This is a genomic window from Rhodospirillaceae bacterium (assembly GCA_002746255.1).
Lineage (GTDB): Bacteria > Pseudomonadota > Alphaproteobacteria.
In genome coordinates, this window is record NVWO01000020.1 from 1 (window position 1) to 17,669 (window position 17,669).

Consider the following 17,669-nt stretch of genomic DNA (forward strand, 5'->3'; position numbering starts at 1 on the left):
GGCAGTCCGACGCCCTGATTGTGCACCTTGTCGAGCTCAAAGCGAAGATTTGTGGCAAGCGAATCAAGTTCCGCCTGAAGTTGTGAAAGTGACGTGTCACGAAGATCAATCAGACCCCGTATTTTCCCGGAACGGATGCGGTCCGTAATATCTTCGCCGTTTAAGGTGATGGGGGCAAAGCTGTTGTTTGCCGCACTGACCGATGAGGATGGCGTGAAGCTGATCGGCAGAGCCATGCGGTCGACAAGTGAATCCCCACTGCCAATGGAAACGACGGCTTCCCGGTTGCCGCGGTAGTAATAGGAAATATCCATATATTCGGAAAGCCTGCTAAGGGCCATGTCCCGCTGGTCTTCCAGCTCTGTTGCCGGTTTTCCGCTTCCGACAAGTTTGGATATTCGTAAATTCAGATCGGCGATCGTCGAAAGCTGCAGGTTCACGTCCTGAACGGCGGCTGAAATTTCGACCTCTGCTTCAAGACGAAGCTTCTGAATATCGTTCGACATGGCGTTGAATCGCTGCCCCATGGTCAGGGCTGCGTTAACGACATCAAGACGTTGCGAAACCCCTTCTGGCGTGACGGCCAGCGCCTGGAGGGCGGTGTCCAGACCCGTAATCTGGTTTGACAGCGACGAATTGGAGCTAAGCGATCCAAAAAGGTCCTGCATGCGGTCGAAGAATTGTTTTTGAATTTGCGTCGCGCCGAGAGATCCAGTCTGAACTCGTAAATCCCGTAGCAAGAACTCATCGACGCTGCGTGTGATGCTTGAAACACGAACGCCGGCACCCATTCCAAGAATATTTTGGGCTTCCAGATTGACCGCCTTGCGTGAATAGCCTTCCGTATTTGCGTTGGCAATATTCTGACTCGCCATGTCAATGGCGGTCCGCGTGGCGGTTAAACCTGAAATTGCCGTAAGGAGTGAGACGTTAAGCGACATGGGCGTCTATAATTCCTGATCAATGGCAATGGAAACGCCCGATGCCGATTTTCCAAGCGCCTTGCCGTTACGTTTGTACCCGTCGCCACTGGCGTTCAGTTCCGATACGGCCCTGGCTACGGCGCGCAGAACATGGCTGTTTGCCTCCATCGCGGCCTTCAGGGCCAAGGCATTCGACTGGGTTGACTTGCGAAAGGCGATGTTGCTGGTCTTCAGTCGGTCGAGAAGGCCAAACTCGATGTTTTGCAGATTTTCTGGCCGTTCGCGCAAACCACGTAGATGGCCTTCATAGGCGTGGGTCAACTCAGTCTTTTCCACCTGCAGGCCACGGATATCCTCATGGCGGTGTTGGTGCAGCAGGGATGTTTCCTGATCCATCAGAACGATCAACTGCTCCGTCACTGCCGTTAGGTCTTCAATTCGAGCGGTCATGTGCATGGCCATCCACCTCCTGCAGTTTTAGGATTTCCCGCTGCACCGAATCGGCGATGCCTATGCCGCCCCGCTGGGCCATGGCCTTTCCATATTCTTCCGCCAGCATGGATTTGTAGATCGTTTCGCTAAACCCGCCACCGAAAGGCCCTTCCGTCTTGATGCCGGAGAACATCGTTCCGACCATCTGGGCAAGGAAGAACGCCTCGAAGTCCTCGGCCGCCCGGCGGGCGTCCTCCGCATTGTGTACGGTGGGGATCTTTGGTTCCCCGTGACGCTGTTGTGCGATGATCGAAAAATCGACGGGTGATTTAAGAGCGTCCATCACATCACCTCGATTTCTGCCTGCAGGGCACCCGCCGCCTTGATGGCCTGGAGGATCGTGATTAGGTCGCGCGGCCCAATTCCCAGGGCATTCAGCCCATTTACGAGTTCCTGTAGATCGACGCCGCTGGTGAAAATGGCCAATTGCTTTCCGTCACCTTCGTCGATTTCGATGTCGGACCGTTGCACGGTTGTCGTTGTGCCGGTATTGGAGAAAGCGTTCGGCTGTGACACTTGCGGGGTTTCCGTGATGCGAATGGTGAGGTTGCCTTGGGCAATCGCAACGGTGCTGATCGTCACCTTTTCGCCCATGACGATGGTACCGGACTGCTCATCAATGACGACGCGTGCCGGTTGATCCGGCTGAACGGTCAGTTGTTCGATGTCCGTGATTAAAGCGACGATGTTCGCCGTATAGGCATCCGGCACCTGAAGTCTCACGGTGGATGGGTCCAGGCTTTTTGCTGCCGGTGTGTTCAAATGTCCGTTGATGGCCTGGGCAATGCGCCGCGATGTCGTGAAGTCGGGATTGCGTAGCGAGATGTTGATGCTTTTCAGGCTGCCCAAATCGAAATCAACGGCGCGCTCGACAATGGCGCCGTTGGCAATGCGGCCATTCGTCGGAACGCCCTTCGTTACGCTGGATCCGGAACCCCCAGAGGCTGAAAATCCGCCAGTTGCGACCTGCCCCTGGGCGACGGCGTAGATTTCTCCGTCGGCACCGATCATGGGCGTTACCAGAAGGGTGCCTCCAAGCAGGCTTTCCGCGTCCCCCATGGCACTTACGGAAACGTCAATGCGTCCACCATGCCTTGCAAAGGCCGGCAGCGTCCCGGTCACCATGACGGCAGCTACGTTGTCCGTTTTGATGCTTTCACCCCGGACATTGACGCCAAGCCGCTCAAGCATGCCAATCAGGCTTTGTTTCGTGAAGATCGCGTTTGTCAGGGAATCGCCCGTACCATCCAGGCCGACAACAAGGCCATAACCAACCAGAAGGTTGTCCCGGACACCTTGAAAATCGGTGATGTCCTTGATTCGCACCGAGGCGTTTCCCGGCCATGCCGGAAAGCCACTCGCGATAAGACAGATGACGCTAAAAAGCGCGATCAGACGATGTCGCCGCCGTCCTCTTGTTGAAACCCTGCAAAATCTTTTTTTCCCCGGCATTCGCTTTTAACCCGTTGATGCTGTTCCTGGCGGTTAACAAGTTGCGAAAGCCATGCCATGTGGGAGTTCCTGTATAATTCTTTGATTTAAAAGGTTATTTTTTATGTGCGGGAGCCGGAGACGATGGCTGCCCGGCAAGAAGGGAGGGGGTTGGATGCAAAAAGCGGAAAAATTTGCCGACCCTATCGGTCCTATTGTTTCTATCGGGCAGGCGGTTCGGTCACGTTTCTGCTCACCGTTTTGCAGGGATGCGCGGTGTGGCTTAACGAGTTTTTAATGACGAAAACCGATCCTTGTCTGACAGGTCCTTATAACCACATCTTTTCGAATGAAAATTAATGTTACCGGCCCAGGTCGTAATGCACCGCTTCGCCGCACCGAAAAAAAGGCGCGCGCCGGAGGCGGCAGCGCGTTTGCTTCGCATTTGCAAGAGACAGCATCCGCTGGCACAACGACTAAAGCGGCCCCGGCAGGGGTAAATGGGCTGTTGGCGCTTCAAGAGGTGCGCGATGACGCCGATGAGACGTCTTCTCGGGCCAAGGCTTTCGCGCATGGATTGCTTGATCAGCTCGACGCGCTTCGCCATTCCCTCCTGTTGGGTAGGATCGAGCCTGCCAGGCTTCGCGAACTTCGAGGCCGCCTGCGCGCGGAACGTGTCAAGGTAATGGATCCAGAACTCGCCGGCATCCTTGACGAAATCGAACTTCGCGTCGCCGTTGAACTCGCCAAATACGAAGAATCTTTCTAGATAAAATGGATAAATTGGCGTGGGCGAAGGGGTGCGTTTGGCCGACGACATGGAAAGCTTGCGGAAGGCGTCAAACAACCCATTGAAAAAAAGATGTTTTTATTTTTCTAAGGTTAAAACCACCGCTATTTTTTCATCCTCTATAATCTTGCGGCCCGAGGCCTTGCTACCTATACTCCGCTGCCAAATTTCGCAGATTTTGTGAGAAGTGAAAAATCATCCGATGAAAGCCGAACTTGCTGCAAATTACCGCCCGTCCAAAGGCGAGTCGTTCATGAATTCGCACCAGAAGGAATATTTCCGCCGTAAATTACTTAATTGGCGGGAAGAACTTCTGAGGGAATCCAAGGAAACGCTTGTGCACTTACGTGAGGAAAGTGGACATGAGGCGGACGTAGCAGACCGGGCATCCCTTGAAACGGATCGATCCCTTGAGCTTCGGACCCGGGACCGGGAACGCAAGCTGATTGCAAAGATCGACGAAGCGCTTCTTAGAGTCGAAAACGGTACCTATGGGTATTGTGTCGAGACGAACGAGCCAATCAGTCTGAGCCGCCTGGAAGTGCGTCCAATTGCGATGCTGGGCCTTGAAGCGCAGGAGCGTCACGAGCGCATGGAAAAGAGCCATCGCGACGATTAGGCGTCTTTCAACGCGACGTAAAAATAAAAAAGGGCCAATGGTTACATTGGCCCTTTTTCTTATTCAGATAAACGGCACCACATCAGAACGGGAAGAGGCTCTCGTAAATTTGCATGCCATAGCGCGGTTGCTGAACGTCCGAAAGTTGGCCCCTGCCGCCATAAGCGATGCGGGCTTCTGCAATTTTTTCATAACTCACGATATTGGAGGCAGTGATGTCCTCGGGACGCACGATGCCATCGATGTGCAATTCCCGGACTTCGTGATTTATCCGAATTTCCTGAAGCCCGCTAATCACTAGATTTCCGTTTGGAAGCACCTGGGTAACAACGGCAGCAATTTTCAGGCTAATGGTTTCGCTGCGATTAACAGTGCCCGTGCCTGTGGAATTTGTCGTGCTGTCTAGGTCCACAAGCTTCGTTGGGTCGATCGCTTCTGGCAAAACCGTCCCCAAGCTGGCTTCAAAGCCAAGAAATTTTGAAAGCGAGGCATCTTCCTCGTTCTTGCGGGTGCGGGTCGTTGTGTTTGAGATGTTTGCGTTGTCCGAGATCTCGATTGTAATGGTTAGAATGTCGCCAACGCGCGCCGCGCGCTGATCCTTGAAAAAGGCGCGTGCGCCGGGCCGCCATAGGGAATTGTCGTGATATGAAATCGGCTGTGTCGCTGGCATGGGAAGGCTTACCGGCTGGTAGTCTGGTTTCTTCACCGGGTTCTGGATGGCCGCAAGTTTTGGCTCTTCGCCGACCTGGGACAACCGCGTCAACGTATTGCAACTGGCCAGTGTCGACGCCATTAGTATGAGGGCAGCAAGGTGCAATAGTCGTGCGCAAGATCTAGCGTACATGGCGTGTTTCTCCTTGCATCGCGACGGTGTCGAAGGCATAGGCGCTAACCTTGTTTGGGCCCATGACGATCGCATCAACGACCGTTTTGCTATGAACGTTCATCACGCGAACCATATCGTTCCGGCTACCCTTATCCATGGCACGCCCTTTCATCGTCAAGGTCATGTAGGGAGTGTTGTAAGTCATCATCACAAGCTTTCCCTTTTCGACAAGAATGGGCTGACGCACCTCATTTTTTTGGATGGGCTTTCCGGCCAGGATCATCCGGCGCGGCGTATTTCCGATAAGATCGCCGGTGGTTGTCACGACGTTCGACCCGATCCGATCCGTCCGCATCCGGACCCACTGGATGTTCCTTTTGCGAAGAATGTCGCCATGATCTGCGCGTTCGCGCAGGACAGGGATGAGGACGGTTGCGTGGGCTTTACCGCTTACGCGAAACTCTTTCGCGAATGAATCGTTYGCKGGTGAGACGAGAATGGCAGAAAAAAACTGGCTTCGTTTGTTGTATTCCAGATGYTTCACGGCGACGGTYGCRAGGCGATCCATCGGCACGTAAACACGCGACTCGCGACTGGAAAGTGCTATCAGCATATTTTCCAGGGCACCTTGTTCGCGAAGCGCTTTCTTTAGGGCCGTTTCGATGGCTTCCTGAGGGACGGGCTTTCCGGAACGCTCGACAATTATATGTGCGAAGCGGGAGGATGCCCGCCAGGGAAATTTATAGGCCCTGGCAATGCTGGTCAGGCGTTTCGCATCGAGGACAATTCGCGCGCCAGGCGCTGGCGCCTTGGCGATCGCGATATCCGCTTTATCCCCGGCGTTCTTAAAAAGGTCGCCAAGGTGAATAATGTCGCCTTCGATAAGCGCATGTTCTTGCAAAATGGGCTTGGCCCAGACGGCAGGCGTTAGCACAACACAAACCGCAAGAAAAAGAAGCGTTCGCGTAATCCGCTTAATCATCGCTCGTCCCCTAAGTTACCTGGTTTGCCGTTTGCATCATCTCGTCGGATGTCTGAATAACTTTCGAGTTCATCTCATAGGCACGCTGCGCGGCGATAAGGCTTGTAATCTCTGTCACCATGTTGACGTTTGAAGATTCCAGAAACCCTTGGATGATGGTTCCGATGCCGGTCGAGCCGGGCGTGCCGGTGGTCGCGTTGCCAGAGGAGGCGCTTTCCAAAAACATGTTGCTGCCAGTCGCCTGAAGGCCGGCTTCGTTCGGGAAAACAGCCAGTTCGAATTGCCCAACATTTTGTGGGGTGACCTGTCCCGCCACCTTGACCAGAACTTCCCCGGTCGAATTAATCGTTATTTCGGTGACATCTGCGGCGATGGTGATGCCGGGAAGAATTCGGTAGCCATCCGAATTTACGATTTCCCGGTTTGGACTAAGCTGGAAAGATCCCGCCCGCGTATATGCCGTATCCCCGTTCGGCAATTCGACCTGGAAATAGCCTTTTTCCTCAATAGCCAGATCGAACGTATTTTCCGTACTGACCAAATTTCCCTGGCCCGTAATCCTATAAACGGCAGAGGTTTGTACGCCCGTTCCTATCTGTACGCCAGAGGCGTCGACCGTTCCGCTATCGCTTGATGTGGAGCCGACAAGTTCCAGGTTTTGATATAAAAGGTCTTGAAATTCAGGGCGTTGTCGCTTGTAGGCGGTCGTGTTCATATTGGCGATGTTGTTGGCTATCACTTCAACATTTAGTTGCTGTGCCAACATWCCTGTCGCTGCAATATCTAAAGCACTCATTGGTCAATCCTTTTTTATACCAGCTACTGCGCTGCTTACATCCGCGTTAGAGCCTGGATCGCGCGGCGTTTGCGATCATTTTCTCCTTGGATCAGTTTGGTTGCCGATTCATAGGCGCGCGCCAACGAAATCATTTTTGTGATTTCCGAAATTGGTTCGACGTTCGACTGTTCAAGCTTGCCCTGTAACACTTCTGCGGTTTTGGCCTCCTCGGGCGGAAGTTCCGAGCGGTAGAGGCCATTTTCCATTCGGATAAGGGCATTTTCATCTGCAAAGCGGTGCAGCTCGATTTTTCCTATTTTTCCGCTTTCCGACGAAATTTCGCCGGAGCGGGAGATCGTAATTTCCTGCTCATCCGGCCGCAGCGTAATTGGGCGCTCGTTGTCGGAAAGGAGAGGGTGGCCGTCACTGGTGATGATCTGATGCAACTCGTTCATCTGAAAGTGACCGTTGCGCGTATAACGTGTGCCGAAGGGCGTTTCGACGGCGAAATAGCCRTTTCCCTGGATCGCCAGGTCCAACGGGTTCGTTGTCTCGATGAGCTTTCCCATCGAGCGGTCGCGGACGCTGCCGGTGCTTTGGACGAAAGAAACCGGTTCGCTTTTGCCTGCCTTCGCTAAATGTTCCGCGAATAGAAGGTTTTCGCTTTTGAATCCTACCGTCGACACATTGGCGATGTTGTTGGCAATAACAGAAAGCTGACGCTTCATAAGCATTTGCCTGGATAGGCTGATTAGAGCTGGTGTTCCCATTCTTCATCCCTCGCTGAAGATGTGGCTGCATTGCAAGGGATGCATGGCGCGTGCCAATAGATATTTTCTTTGATTTTCATGGGTTGATGAGGTTCTGCGCAGGGGACAGGCCCTGCCAGGGGAAGGGGTTGCCCGGCAGTTATTGCCGCTTGCCGAGCGGATTGGGTGCTGTAGAGGAACACGGATAGCATGCGCCCATATGGTGGCCGTCAAAAGATTACGGCATTTCAACCACCTGTTAACCCTTCTTTCCTACCTTTGCTGCATTCAAGTCGCCTTTGGCCGGTTGTGCGGTCTGGGCGCTACGAACCAAAGCTCAAGGACGCGGAATGGCAAAGTCCAAAAAGGAAGTCGAAGACACCGAAGCGACCGAGGCGGAAGCCTCGGACGAAACCGAAGAAGGCGAAGAGGGAGAAGAAGAACAGGGGTCGGAAGCAAAAAAGATTTCCGGAAAGAAGCTTGTTCTCTTTTACATTCTGCCCGCCGTGCTGGCGATTGCCATCAGCGCGGTGTTGGTTTTCATGCTTTTTGATAACGACATGTCAGACGAGGACGCCATCGCAGAGGTGGGCGAGGCTGTGGTTGAAGGTGAGGTGAAGCAAGCTGTTTTTTATGAACTTCCGGAAATGCTGGTGAATCTCAACTCGAAGGGAAGAAAGGCCAGCTATCTAAAAATCAGCGTCAATTTGGAACTTGAGGACCCGGAGGATATCCCACGAATTGAAGCCGTCATGCCACGGATCGTTGATAAATTTCAGATCTATCTTCGGGAATTACGGATTGAGGATTTAAGCGGCTCGGCGGGCGTTTACCGTCTGCGCGAGGAGCTGCTTCGACGTGTTACCGCCGCTGCGGCGCCCGCCAAGGTGAAAGACATCCTCTTCAAAGAAATGTTGATTCAGTAAGAGATATTTAAATGGTAGAGCCAACAGACGCCGAATCGATAGAAACGGAAAGCACGCCGTCCGAATCCGGGGAAGACGCCACTCTTAACGAGGAGGACCGTCTCGCTGCCGAATGGGAGGCGATGGCCGATGAGGACGAGAATGAGAGTGGTGAAGGCGAAGAGGGCGGCAATGCGAGCGCATCCGGGACAAAGACGCGAGTCCTTAATCAGGATGAAATTGACTCGCTTCTCGGCTTTAACGAGGGCGACAGCTTAAACAACGATACTGGTATCAAGGCGATTATCAACAGTCCGCTCGTTTCTTACGAACGGTTGCCGATGCTGGAGGTTATTTATGATCGCCTGGTTCGGATGCTTTCGACAAGCCTTAGGAATTTCACGTCCGACAATGTTGAGGTAACGCTTGAAAGTATTACCTCCGTTCGCTTCGGAGATTATCTGAATTCAATTCCACTGCCGGCAATGATGGGGGTCTACAAGGCCGAGGAGTGGGACGGCTATGGCTTGTTAACGATTGATAGCGCGCTGATTTATTCGATCGTGGACGTGCTTCTTGGCGGCCGCCGCGGGACAACGATCCTACGGGTCGAGGGGCGTCCCTATACAACGATCGAGCGGGAACTGATTCAGCACATGCTGTCCATTGTGTTAGCGGATTTAAGTGCCGCCTTTGAACCTCTAAGCCCCGTCACCTTTCAACTTGAGCGGCTGGAAACAAATCCGCGCTTTGCTACCATTTGCCGCAATGCAAACGCCGCCATTCATGTGGTTTTGCGGGTAGATATGGAGGACCGTGGAGGGCAAATGGAACTCGTCATGCCCTATGCCACGCTTGAGCCAATCCGCGAGTTGCTTTTGCAGATGTTTCTTGGGGAAAAATTTGGACGCGATACGATCTGGGAGGAGCATCTCGCCAGCGAGTTGTGGCGCATGGACGTGGAGATCGAAGCCGTTCTCGACGTGGTTGATGTCCCGTTGGGGGAGGTCATGAACCTGACGGTTGGAAAACAGATACTTTTGAATGCGACCCCGGAAAGCAGTGTGCAATTGCGTTGTAGCGATGTGCCTCTGTTTGTCGGAAAGATAGGGCGCAAGGGTGGCCACATGGCCGTGCAGATTGACAGTTCAAAGCTTTCGGAAAAATTGGCGAATGGAGAAGGAACGTGACGATTTCCCTGCTTCTTGACAGCCTTCTTATCGGCCTTCTGGTGGCAACCCTCGTTTATGCGGTTGTTTTAAACAGACGTTTGGGGGCGCTTCGAAAGGAAAGAAAAACCTTCGAAAATACACTCTCCAATTTTAACGCTGCCACGCAGCTGGCAGAAGAAAACATTCATCGGCTCAAAGCCGTTGCGGACGTATCGTCGAAGGCGCTGCAGAAACAGACAAATCTGGCGGGTGTCCTGTGCGACGACCTCGCTTTCTTGGCCGATCGCGGGGAAACCGCCGCCGACCGTCTGGATCGTTCGATCCGGGCAGGCGGAAATGCGCACACAACGGGCAAGGCGGGGAGGGTGAAAATCGCTTCGCCGGCACGGCCCGTGCCATCGCGTTCGCCACAGAAATCCGTGGCCGAGCACGAGCTGATCGAAGCTCTTCAGTCCGTTCGATAGGAAAATAAATGGCAATGCGACTTCGGCTTCTTCCACTTATGATTTTTACCCTGGTGCTGATGCTTGGCATAAAGGTCGGCGGGTTCTGGGAAGGGCTTTCGCTGGAAGGCACGGCCGTTTCCGCCGCGGAATCAAAGACCGCCAATACGGATGTCAGTGCCGACGATCAGGCCAAGAAGTCTGCCGCGGATCTGGATGGTGATGCCGCAGAGGGTGCGGTCGTTGAAGTCGCTTCCAAGGAACCGGACCTGGACCCGGAAGAGCTTAGTCAGGCTGAAATTGATGTCCTTCAGCAACTGCTTGATCGCCGCCAGATATTAGAGGCCCATGCCGAACAGTTGGTTGGGCGTGAGGATCTGCTAAGGGCGACCGAACTTAGGATCGATAAAAAAATAACAGAGCTGAAAGCGATTCAGGAAACAATAAAAAGTTATCTAAAGCGGCACGATAAAGAAGAAAAAGCGAAACTCAAAAGCCTTGTTAAAATTTATGAAACGATGAAGCCAAAAAATGCCGCAAGGATTTTTGAGCGGCTTGAAATGCCGATTCTTCTAGACGTTATTGAGGGCATGAAAGAGACAAAAGTTGCTCCCGTCATTGCCCGGATGGACCCCGTTAAAGCGGAGGCAATAACCACCGAACTCGCGCAACGTCGCCAGCTTCCAACTCCTGGAGGATGAATTTAAAAAATCCTCATTTACCATAATTTAACCGGAAAACCGTATGGTTTTTATTCAGGAACGTCTGAGAAGATCATACCGAGTGGAGTTAAGGAATGGCAATCGACAGGAACATGCGGATCCTGGTTGTAGATGATTATAAAACGATGCTCCGAATCATACGCAACCTTTTAAAGCAGATTAATTTTAACAACATAGAAGATGCATTGGACGGTAGCAGGGCCTTGCAGAAATTGAGGGAAAAGGAATTTGGTCTCATCATCTCGGACTGGAATATGGAGCCGATGACAGGGATTGAGTTGCTGAAAGAAGTGCGTGCGGACGAAAAATTAAAGAAAATTCCCTTCATCATGATTACGGCTGAAAGCAAGACGGAAAACGTCATCGTGGCAAAGCAGGCTGGCGTTTCGAATTACATCGTCAAGCCTTTCAATGCGGAGACTCTAAAAACGAAGCTCGTTAGTGTATTTGGCGATTTCTAGGAACCCGTTATGGCCAGTTGTGCAAAGGAAGCTCTTGAAGCATCGACAACGTTGAATCGAACGGACGAGATTATTCGTATTGTTCAATCCGTCGTTGAGACAATGGAGGGGGACCTTTCTGGCCCTGCGGTAAAGCTTTATCAGGAGTTTGAACAGCTCGCTGTCTTCATTCAAAAGGCAAAACAGGATATTGCGGCTCTCTCTCCGGATGAAATTCAAGAAAAGCACATTCCGTTGGCGACGGACGAGCTTGACGCCATTGTTATGGCGACTGAGCGCGCGACGGGTGAGATTCTCGATTCGGCTGAGAAAATCGAGGCCGTCTTTGAGAAAGTGGACGATGAGATTCGCACAAAGCTGAATGAGGCGGTTACGAATATATACGAAGCATGCAGCTTTCAGGATATCACCGGTCAGCGGATCAGCAAGATTGTTGCGACTCTTAAAGAGATCGAGGAAAAGGTACAGGGACTGGTTGCCGCCTTCGGTTCCAGCTTGCCCTCTGCAGAGGAAAAAAAGGATGGCAGCGATCAGAAAGAGCAGGAAGACAGTCGGTCCTTGCTGAATGGTCCGCAGCTTCCTGGTGCAGGCAAAAGCCAGGAAGAAATTGACGCACTGCTGAGCGATCTGGATTAGCAATGGCGGCAAGCGATGGACGCCTTTGAAGATCTTGAAATAAAAGAACAAAATGATCCCAGCGTTGTCTTATTCGTTGGGCTCTATCTTTTGCTTTTGGCTTTTTTTGTACTGCTAAATGTTATTTCAACCCTTGATGAACAGCGGACGAAAGCGGTGTTGGATAGCCTGACAGCGACTTTTAATTCTGATTTTGGGCCGCTTAGTTCGCGTCCGGTCTACAGTTCCGACGTTGAGGCGCCACTCGTTTCAAACCGCTTCTTGAGCGATGTTGAACAATTGTTCGAAAACGCCATGCCGGTTGCCCAGTTCGATATATTGATTCATGGGAATTTGCTGGAGGTTCTTCTCGTCGCTGACGAAATATTCGTGCCTGGAAAGGCAGAGGTCCGGAAAGAATACGAAACGCTTTTCGTCAAGATTCGGGATATCCTGACATTCGGCCCCGCTGGCCTGCGCTATGACATGGGCATCATGATCGACAGCCCGTCGATGCTCCGGCAGAAATCCGCGTCCAGACAAACCCTGGAAATGGCGCGCGTAGGAAACATCGCGCGTCGAATGGTCGCACTGGGTACGGTGCCGGCTTATCTTTACGCGGGCATTGATGACAGCAACCTTGGTCGGTTGCGGCTTCTTTTCCGTGTCCGCAGCAAGAACGACGACGAAGTTCTTTTTCGAAAATCCGATGGATAAAGGGATGGAGGCCTAGTATGGACGACTCATCCTTTTCTGCTGAACCGCCCAAGCCGGCGAGTACCGCCTGGATGGTGACGTTCGCAGATATGATTTCCCTGCTGCTGACATTCTTCGTCATGCTGTTTTCGATGGCTACCGTTGCATCGGAGAAGTGGGAAGACGTCGTCCACGCACTTGAACAGAACCTGAATCCAGGTCGCCAGACCCTGCATGTCGAGCCAACTTCCATGCACGATATTCGCAGTGTTTTTAAGGAAGACGCAACGGACCTCGCTTATCTGGCGGTCGTTTTGCGAGAACAGATGGGCAAGGACCAAATCCTTTCCCGCAGCTCGATTGTGGAACATGAAAAATACCTGCTGATCTCGCTACCTGGAGACATCCTGTTTGACAGAGGAACGGCAGACGTAACCCCAGTGGCGCGCCGGGCGCTTTTTATGCTCGGAGGTCTTCTCGAAAATTTGCGAAATAAGATCGAAGTTGTTGGTCACACGGACTCGTTGCCGTCGCAAGGTGAGAGATTTACATCAAATTGGGAGCTTTCTCTGGCGCGCGCGGTCACCGTTGCGGGGGAACTTCGTCATTTTGGATACCGCAAGAAGATCGTTGCTTATGGACAGGGCGATGCCAAGTTTAAAAATCTTTCCTTGTCGCTACCGGAAAGCAGGCGTCACGCAGTCGCGCGACGTGTCGACGTCGTGATTCGCGATTCGAAGGGGGATGACTGACGATGTGGAAGTTCCCCGCCTTTGCTATTTTTTCATTTGCCATTGCGACCGTTCTCGTCACCGCTTCGGCGAGGGCGAACGAAAAGGTGAGCGTTCGTGCCTGGGCGCATGATTCCTTTGGGCGGATTGTGTTTGATGTCAAAAAACCAGTCGCTCATTCCGCAAAAATTGTCGATGGGAAATTAGTCATCGAATTTTCACGTCCGATAACTGCTTCTTTTGCTAAGGTTTTTCGGCATCTTAATGCCTATGTAGAAAATGGGACAAGCGAGATGGATGGTAAGCGTGTCCTTCTGCAACTAAAGGGAGATTTTGAACTTCGCAGTTTTGTCGATGATGGAAAACCCGTATTTGATCTGTTGAAAACAACGGCCAAGAAGGGGGCGCCGCCTGAAAGGGTGCGGGTGCGTACAGGCAGGCATAAAAAATTTACACGCCTCGTTTTTGACTGGCCCAGCCGGGTTGGTTATCGGGTCAAGGCTTCGAAGGGCGTGGCGACAATCCGGTTTCAGCGTCGGGCGGCTATCGATATTAAAAGCTGGAAAAAAGAACTGCCGAAACATGTGCGTTCGTTCCGCGCCCAGGATATCGGTTCGGCAACGCAAATTCTGCTTGCCCATGGGGCGCAGGTGAAATTGCGTCATTTCCGGGATGGACCGAGAATTGTTATTGACTTATTTGAGCCACCACCTGGGAAGACGAAAAAATTAGCGCTGCGGCAGCAGAAATCGCTGCGGCAGTATAAAAAGACAGTGAAATCCATATCACCAAAGCCGGTAAGTCTGACGCCGCCTTCCAGCCAGCCGGGTCGACCGGTGCAGCTAACAAAGGCTTCCGAGGCGGAAGTGCTGATCCCGGTGCGGATTGAACGGAATGGCAACGCCGTCAGCCTGACATTCGACTGGGGACGTCCTGCCGGTGTCGCTGCGTTTACGAGGGCCGGCTATATCTGGGTTGTCTTTGACCGCTTCCGGAATTTTGTACTGGATGATGTGCTGGCCAAGGAAAAACGGCTTCTAAAGAACGTAGAGCATATACCCTCCCGGAAAGGTACGGTGATCCGAATCGGGCCGGTGCCGGGCCTTTACCCAACACTTCGCCGCGGTGGGAATTCCTGGGTGGTTGATATCCGTCCAGAAGTAACGCCGCCGTTGGCTGAAATTCCAGTGCAAGCGTTGTCGAACAAAGCAGGTGGGCTTGAACTGCTATTGCGTGCGGATGGTGCAGAGGATGTCATTCGTGTTCTGGATCCAGAGGTCGGTGACGAGCTTCTTGTCGTACCAGTTGCCGTTGCAAATACCGGCATGAGGGTTGCCCGCGAATACGTTGATTTTGCACTGCTTGCGTCGGCACAAGGGATAGTTCTTGAGCCCCGCAAGGATTCGCTCAAGGTTAAAGCAACGGTTCGTGGCGTACGCATTTTTGGAGCAGAGACACTGCGTGTTTCAATGCCGGGCGGATCGAATGAACTGCAATCCGTTTCGGATGCCCTGCTGACAAGTGTTCGTATCTTTGACTTTGATGGTTGGCGTGGCCTGCCAGAGGAGTCATTTATTAATACAGAACAACGGCTTAGGCAGGATCTTTCCGTTGTGGATGAGGCGCAGCTGGACGATGCGCGGATGCACCTGGCCCGTTTTTATTTCGCGAATGCTTGGATGCCAGAGACGCTTGCAATCCTGACCATTCTCAAGGAAATGTCGCCAGGGATTGTTGAGGACATGAACTTCCGGGCCATTCGTGGCGCCGCCCTTTTTCAGACAGGGGTTTATTCGGAAGCGAAAAAGGACCTTTATCATTCAAGCCTTGATGGCGATGCGGAAATTGCTCTTTGGCGCGCTGCCCTGGCTGCGAAGGAAGAGAATTGGACGCAAGCGATGAGAGGTTTTGATGGGGCGGATAGTTTCCTGGGACGTTATCCACCTTCGCTGCAAGTGCCGCTAAGCCTTCTTGCCGCCGAAGCGGCCTATCGGGTTGGCGGGCTTGAGCTTGCCGAGGCCAGGCTGCGCGCACTTCGAATTCTGGGTTTGGGAGCTGCAGAATCCGGCGACGTCGAATATCTGGAGGGACATATTCGTCTGGCTCGCCGGGATCCCGATGGTGCCATTGTTCTTTGGGACCGGGTCGCTGCGGGCGAAGGGCGGGAAAGCAGTGCACGTGCCACCTTCGCTCGAATTTTGTTGCAACGGAAGCAGGGCGAAATTGATCTCGGCGAAGCCATTGAACAGCTTGAGAAGCTTCGCTTTGCCTGGCGGGGAGGTGAGTTCGAATTCAACCTTCTCCATCAATTGGGCAAGCTCTATCTTGATGAAAAAAAGTACGTGCGCGGTCTTACTGCCCTGAAACAGCTAATCACCTATTTCGACGGTGAAGAACGTAAGCAAAAGATTGTTCAGGAAATGACGAATGTTTTCAAGACTCTCTATCTAGAGGGCGAAGCGGACAAGATGCCGTTGGTGAAGGCACTCGCCCTCTACAATTCCTTTCGTGAGCTAACGCCGGTTGGTAAAAATGGTGACCGCATGATCGAAAAATTGACCGATCGTCTGGTTGACGCCGACCTTCTTGATCGCGCGGCAAAGCTTCTCGATTATCAGGTGGAATACCGGCTTTCCGGAAAGGACAAAGCGCGCGTTGCCACACGGCTGGCATTGGTCCAGCTTCTCAATCACAACCCAGAGCATGCCTTGAAGGCTTTGAGGGAAACGGCTACGCAGCCGGTTTCGGAGGATTTGGCCCGTCAACGCCTCCATTTAACCGTTCGGGCGTTAGCCGAAGTTGGAAAAACGAAGCAGGCGCTCAAGCTTTTGAGTGAGGATGCGAGTTACAAAGCGGATCTTCTGCGAATCGATATTTACCAGCGCACACAGGACTGGTCGAAGGCCGCCGAAATATTTCCACGGCTTCTTGGCGACCCCGCACCTGATGCAGAACTCGAAGCTCGCGACCTGAAATTCATCCTCAGTTGGGCGGTCGCACTTTCTCTTGGCGATGACATGGAGGGATTAAAGAGGCTGCATGCACGGTTCGACAAACGCATGGAGGCAAGTTCTTATGCGAGTATGTTCCGTGTGATTTCTCCCGATGCGGAACATACGGGCGAAGATTTTCTGGGCCTTGCGAGCAAAATTGCGGATGTAGATAATTTCCAGGCCTTCATGACAGGCTATCGGCGGCAACTGAAAGAAAAAGGCTTAAGTGCCCTGAATTAAGCAAGGACAATCCGTTCGCTGGATCAGTTGAAGCTTTTAATGAGACTGCCGGCGATCAAATGCCAGCCATCCACCAGAACAAAGAAGATCACCTTGAACGGCAGCGAAATCATAATCGGTGGAAGCATCATCATGCCCATCGACATAAGGATGGATGCCACCACAAGGTCAATGATTAGAAACGGAATGAAAATAAGGAAGCCGATTTCAAAAGCTCGGCGCAACTCACTGATCATAAAGGCAGGAATCAGAACCCGAAGCGGCGTATCATCGGGCCGTTCGATCGTTTCTAGCTTTGCCATGTCGATAAAGAGGCCGAGATCTTCCTCGCGGACATGCGTCATCATAAAGCTGTGAAGGGGCGCTGTCGTACGTTCGAACGCCTCTTCTCCCGTAATCTGCTCATCGATAAGCGGCGCGATGCCGTCACGATAGGCAGCTTCCAGGGTTGGCTGCATGATGAACGCGGTAAGAAAAAGAGCCAGACTGATTAAAACGGCGTTCGGTGGCGTTTGCTGAAGTCCCATCGCGCTACGAACGAAAGAAAGCACGATAACTATTCGTGTGAAAGAGGTGACCATCACAAGTATGGATGGTGCCAGGCTTAAGACGGTGAGCAGCGCGATAAGCTGAAGGAGACGCCCCGTCGCGGATCCGCCTTCACCGAAATCCAACGTTAAATTCTGTGCGGCGGCAGGCCCATCAACGACGAAGAAGGCGAACGCAAGGGCAAAAAGGGCAATGGCGCTGCCTTTCCCCATTCCAAAAACTTTCTTCATGTCTTTTTCTCGCCTGCCTCGGCGTCCGGTCGTGGTGTGGGGGCGGGGTTGCCACTTTCGATCAACAGGTCCGGGCCTTGCCCCGAACTAAGCAACACAAGATGTTCCCTGTTGTCCCGGCGCAGAAGAATTAATCGGCGGCGCGTGTCCATCGGCAGAATTTCGACCACTTCAAGGCGGCGATTGCGGCTTTTGGTCACGGGCACTCGGTTGCCAAGACCGAACCGGCGCACGGCAAAGGCGACAAGCAAGATGAGTCCAAGCACGAAAGCCAGGGCGAGAAGAAAACGGAAATATTGCGAGATATCCATCGTTGTTTTGC

The 17,669-nt window shown here is 52.6% G+C and carries 22 protein-coding genes; 12 read left to right on the forward strand and 10 right to left on the reverse strand.

The genetic code is table 11. The annotated features are described in order from the left end of the window. From flgK to flgI, 4 genes are all read right to left on the reverse strand, one after another. A partial coding sequence (gene flgK, locus COA65_09220) for a flagellar hook-associated protein FlgK (GenBank protein PCJ57560.1) occupies positions 1-941 on the reverse strand: 941 nt, incomplete at its 3' end. Between the two features lie 6 nt (positions 942-947). Continuing rightward, positions 948-1,385 (reverse strand): hypothetical protein, encoded by a 438-nt coding sequence (locus COA65_09225; protein PCJ57561.1) that lies wholly within the window; start codon positions 1,383-1,385, stop codon positions 948-950. Beyond that, positions 1,357-1,698 carry a chemotactic signal-response protein chel gene (locus COA65_09230; protein ID PCJ57562.1) on the reverse strand — a complete coding sequence of 114 codons (342 nt, stop codon included), beginning with the start codon at positions 1,696-1,698 and terminating at the stop codon, positions 1,357-1,359. The genes COA65_09225 and COA65_09230 overlap by 29 nt, the downstream gene beginning before the upstream one ends. Further along, positions 1,698-2,867, reverse strand: coding sequence for a flagellar biosynthesis protein FlgA (gene flgI / locus COA65_09235; protein PCJ57563.1), 1,170 nt, complete (start codon positions 2,865-2,867; stop codon positions 1,698-1,700). The genes COA65_09230 and flgI overlap by 1 nt, the downstream gene beginning before the upstream one ends. 123 nt (positions 2,868-2,990) lie before the next feature. On the opposite strand from flgI, the gene COA65_09240 reads away from it, so the two are divergent. The 3 genes from COA65_09240 to dksA all read left to right on the forward strand — a co-directional run bounded on the left by COA65_09240 (position 2,991) and on the right by dksA (position 4,255). Beyond that, entirely contained in the window at positions 2,991-3,206 is a 216-nt protein-coding gene (locus tag COA65_09240) for a hypothetical protein (GenBank protein PCJ57564.1), read from the forward strand. Next, positions 3,196-3,615, forward strand: a complete 420-nt coding sequence (locus COA65_09245) for a flagellar assembly protein FliX (protein ID PCJ57565.1) — start codon at positions 3,196-3,198, stop codon at positions 3,613-3,615. The genes COA65_09240 and COA65_09245 overlap by 11 nt, the downstream gene beginning before the upstream one ends. A gap of 223 nt (positions 3,616-3,838) precedes the next feature. Next, positions 3,839-4,255 carry an RNA polymerase-binding protein DksA gene (dksA, locus tag COA65_09250; GenBank protein PCJ57566.1) on the forward strand — a complete coding sequence of 139 codons (417 nt, stop codon included), beginning with the start codon at positions 3,839-3,841 and terminating at the stop codon, positions 4,253-4,255. Positions 4,256-4,337: 82 nt separating this feature from the next. On the opposite strand, the gene COA65_09255 is transcribed toward dksA, so the two are convergent. Genes COA65_09255 through flgF form a run of 4 tightly spaced genes read right to left on the reverse strand, consistent with a single transcriptional unit; the run spans position 4,338 to position 7,611 of the window. Beyond that, complete coding sequence (locus COA65_09255; protein PCJ57567.1) at positions 4,338-5,099, reverse strand: flagellar basal body L-ring protein; 762 nt, start codon at positions 5,097-5,099, stop codon at positions 4,338-4,340. Then, on the reverse strand, positions 5,089-6,063 hold the full coding sequence (gene flgA / locus COA65_09260; protein PCJ57568.1) for a flagella basal body P-ring formation protein FlgA: 975 nt from the start codon (positions 6,061-6,063) through the stop codon (positions 5,089-5,091). Before flgA ends, COA65_09255 begins: the two co-directional genes overlap by 11 nt. 10 nt (positions 6,064-6,073) lie before the next feature. Next, a complete protein-coding gene (gene flgG, locus COA65_09265; protein PCJ57569.1) occupies positions 6,074-6,859 on the reverse strand; it encodes a flagellar basal-body rod protein FlgG in 786 nt (261 codons plus the stop codon). A 35-nt stretch (positions 6,860-6,894) separates the two neighbouring features. Next, complete coding sequence (flgF, locus tag COA65_09270; protein ID PCJ57570.1) at positions 6,895-7,611, reverse strand: flagellar basal-body rod protein FlgF; 717 nt, start codon at positions 7,609-7,611, stop codon at positions 6,895-6,897. 329 nt (positions 7,612-7,940) lie between these two features. Between flgF and COA65_09275 the strand changes: the two genes are divergently transcribed. The 9 genes from COA65_09275 (at position 7,941) to COA65_09315 (ending at position 16,568) form a co-directional block, all read left to right on the forward strand. Further along, complete coding sequence (locus COA65_09275) at positions 7,941-8,516, forward strand: flagellar basal body protein FliL (GenBank protein PCJ57592.1); 576 nt, start codon at positions 7,941-7,943, stop codon at positions 8,514-8,516. 11 nt (positions 8,517-8,527) lie between these two features. After that, positions 8,528-9,685 (forward strand): flagellar motor switch protein FliM, encoded by a 1,158-nt coding sequence (locus tag COA65_09280; protein ID PCJ57571.1) that lies wholly within the window; start codon positions 8,528-8,530, stop codon positions 9,683-9,685. Then, positions 9,682-10,131, forward strand: a complete 450-nt coding sequence (locus COA65_09285; protein ID PCJ57572.1) for a hypothetical protein — start codon at positions 9,682-9,684, stop codon at positions 10,129-10,131. Before COA65_09280 ends, COA65_09285 begins: the two co-directional genes overlap by 4 nt. A gap of 8 nt (positions 10,132-10,139) precedes the next feature. Further along, positions 10,140-10,811, forward strand: coding sequence for a hypothetical protein (locus COA65_09290; GenBank protein ID PCJ57573.1), 672 nt, complete (start codon positions 10,140-10,142; stop codon positions 10,809-10,811). A gap of 95 nt (positions 10,812-10,906) precedes the next feature. Then, positions 10,907-11,293: a two-component system response regulator gene (locus COA65_09295; GenBank protein PCJ57574.1), complete on the forward strand. Its 387-nt coding sequence runs from the start codon at positions 10,907-10,909 to the stop codon at positions 11,291-11,293. Between the two features lie 9 nt (positions 11,294-11,302). Beyond that, complete coding sequence (locus tag COA65_09300) at positions 11,303-11,929, forward strand: chemotaxis protein CheZ (protein ID PCJ57575.1); 627 nt, start codon at positions 11,303-11,305, stop codon at positions 11,927-11,929. Positions 11,930-11,944: 15 nt separating this feature from the next. Continuing rightward, on the forward strand, positions 11,945-12,625 hold the full coding sequence (locus tag COA65_09305; protein ID PCJ57576.1) for a hypothetical protein: 681 nt from the start codon (positions 11,945-11,947) through the stop codon (positions 12,623-12,625). 17 nt (positions 12,626-12,642) lie between these two features. Then, positions 12,643-13,356, forward strand: a complete 714-nt coding sequence (locus tag COA65_09310; protein PCJ57577.1) for a chemotaxis protein MotB — start codon at positions 12,643-12,645, stop codon at positions 13,354-13,356. Positions 13,357-13,358: 2 nt separating this feature from the next. Beyond that, positions 13,359-16,568 carry a hypothetical protein gene (locus COA65_09315; protein PCJ57578.1) on the forward strand — a complete coding sequence of 1,070 codons (3,210 nt, stop codon included), beginning with the start codon at positions 13,359-13,361 and terminating at the stop codon, positions 16,566-16,568. A gap of 23 nt (positions 16,569-16,591) precedes the next feature. Here the strand turns inward: COA65_09315 and fliP are convergent, their stop codons facing one another. After that, positions 16,592-17,347: a flagellar biosynthetic protein FliP gene (gene fliP, locus COA65_09320; protein PCJ57579.1), complete on the reverse strand. Its 756-nt coding sequence runs from the start codon at positions 17,345-17,347 to the stop codon at positions 16,592-16,594. Then, entirely contained in the window at positions 17,344-17,658 is a 315-nt protein-coding gene (locus COA65_09325) for a hypothetical protein (protein PCJ57580.1), read from the reverse strand. The genes fliP and COA65_09325 overlap by 4 nt, the downstream gene beginning before the upstream one ends. Positions 17,659-17,669 lie beyond the last annotated feature (11 nt).

What these genes read in the sequence shown, in the direction of transcription:
- COA65_09225 (PCJ57561.1), bottom strand. Translation starts at nt 1,385, where the DNA reads ATGGCCATGCACATGACCGCTCGAATTGAAGACCTAACGGCAGTGACG.
- COA65_09230 (PCJ57562.1), bottom strand. Translation starts at nt 1,698, where the DNA reads ATGGACGCTCTTAAATCACCCGTCGATTTTTCGATCATCGCACAACAG.
- flgI (PCJ57563.1), bottom strand. Translation starts at nt 2,867, where the DNA reads ATGCCGGGGAAAAAAAGATTTTGCAGGGTTTCAACAAGAGGACGGCGG.
- COA65_09240 (PCJ57564.1), top strand. Translation starts at nt 2,991, where the DNA reads ATGGCTGCCCGGCAAGAAGGGAGGGGGTTGGATGCAAAAAGCGGAAAA.
- COA65_09245 (PCJ57565.1), top strand. Translation starts at nt 3,196, where the DNA reads ATGAAAATTAATGTTACCGGCCCAGGTCGTAATGCACCGCTTCGCCGC.
- dksA (PCJ57566.1), top strand. Translation starts at nt 3,839, where the DNA reads ATGAAAGCCGAACTTGCTGCAAATTACCGCCCGTCCAAAGGCGAGTCG.
- COA65_09255 (PCJ57567.1), bottom strand. Translation starts at nt 5,099, where the DNA reads ATGTACGCTAGATCTTGCGCACGACTATTGCACCTTGCTGCCCTCATA.
- COA65_09275 (PCJ57592.1), top strand. Translation starts at nt 7,941, where the DNA reads ATGGCAAAGTCCAAAAAGGAAGTCGAAGACACCGAAGCGACCGAGGCG.
- COA65_09280 (PCJ57571.1), top strand. Translation starts at nt 8,528, where the DNA reads ATGGTAGAGCCAACAGACGCCGAATCGATAGAAACGGAAAGCACGCCG.
- COA65_09290 (PCJ57573.1), top strand. Translation starts at nt 10,140, where the DNA reads ATGGCAATGCGACTTCGGCTTCTTCCACTTATGATTTTTACCCTGGTG.
- COA65_09295 (PCJ57574.1), top strand. Translation starts at nt 10,907, where the DNA reads ATGGCAATCGACAGGAACATGCGGATCCTGGTTGTAGATGATTATAAA.
- COA65_09300 (PCJ57575.1), top strand. Translation starts at nt 11,303, where the DNA reads ATGGCCAGTTGTGCAAAGGAAGCTCTTGAAGCATCGACAACGTTGAAT.
- COA65_09305 (PCJ57576.1), top strand. Translation starts at nt 11,945, where the DNA reads ATGGACGCCTTTGAAGATCTTGAAATAAAAGAACAAAATGATCCCAGC.
- COA65_09310 (PCJ57577.1), top strand. Translation starts at nt 12,643, where the DNA reads ATGGACGACTCATCCTTTTCTGCTGAACCGCCCAAGCCGGCGAGTACC.
- COA65_09315 (PCJ57578.1), top strand. Translation starts at nt 13,359, where the DNA reads ATGTGGAAGTTCCCCGCCTTTGCTATTTTTTCATTTGCCATTGCGACC.
- fliP (PCJ57579.1), bottom strand. Translation starts at nt 17,347, where the DNA reads ATGAAGAAAGTTTTTGGAATGGGGAAAGGCAGCGCCATTGCCCTTTTT.
- COA65_09325 (PCJ57580.1), bottom strand. Translation starts at nt 17,658, where the DNA reads ATGGATATCTCGCAATATTTCCGTTTTCTTCTCGCCCTGGCTTTCGTG.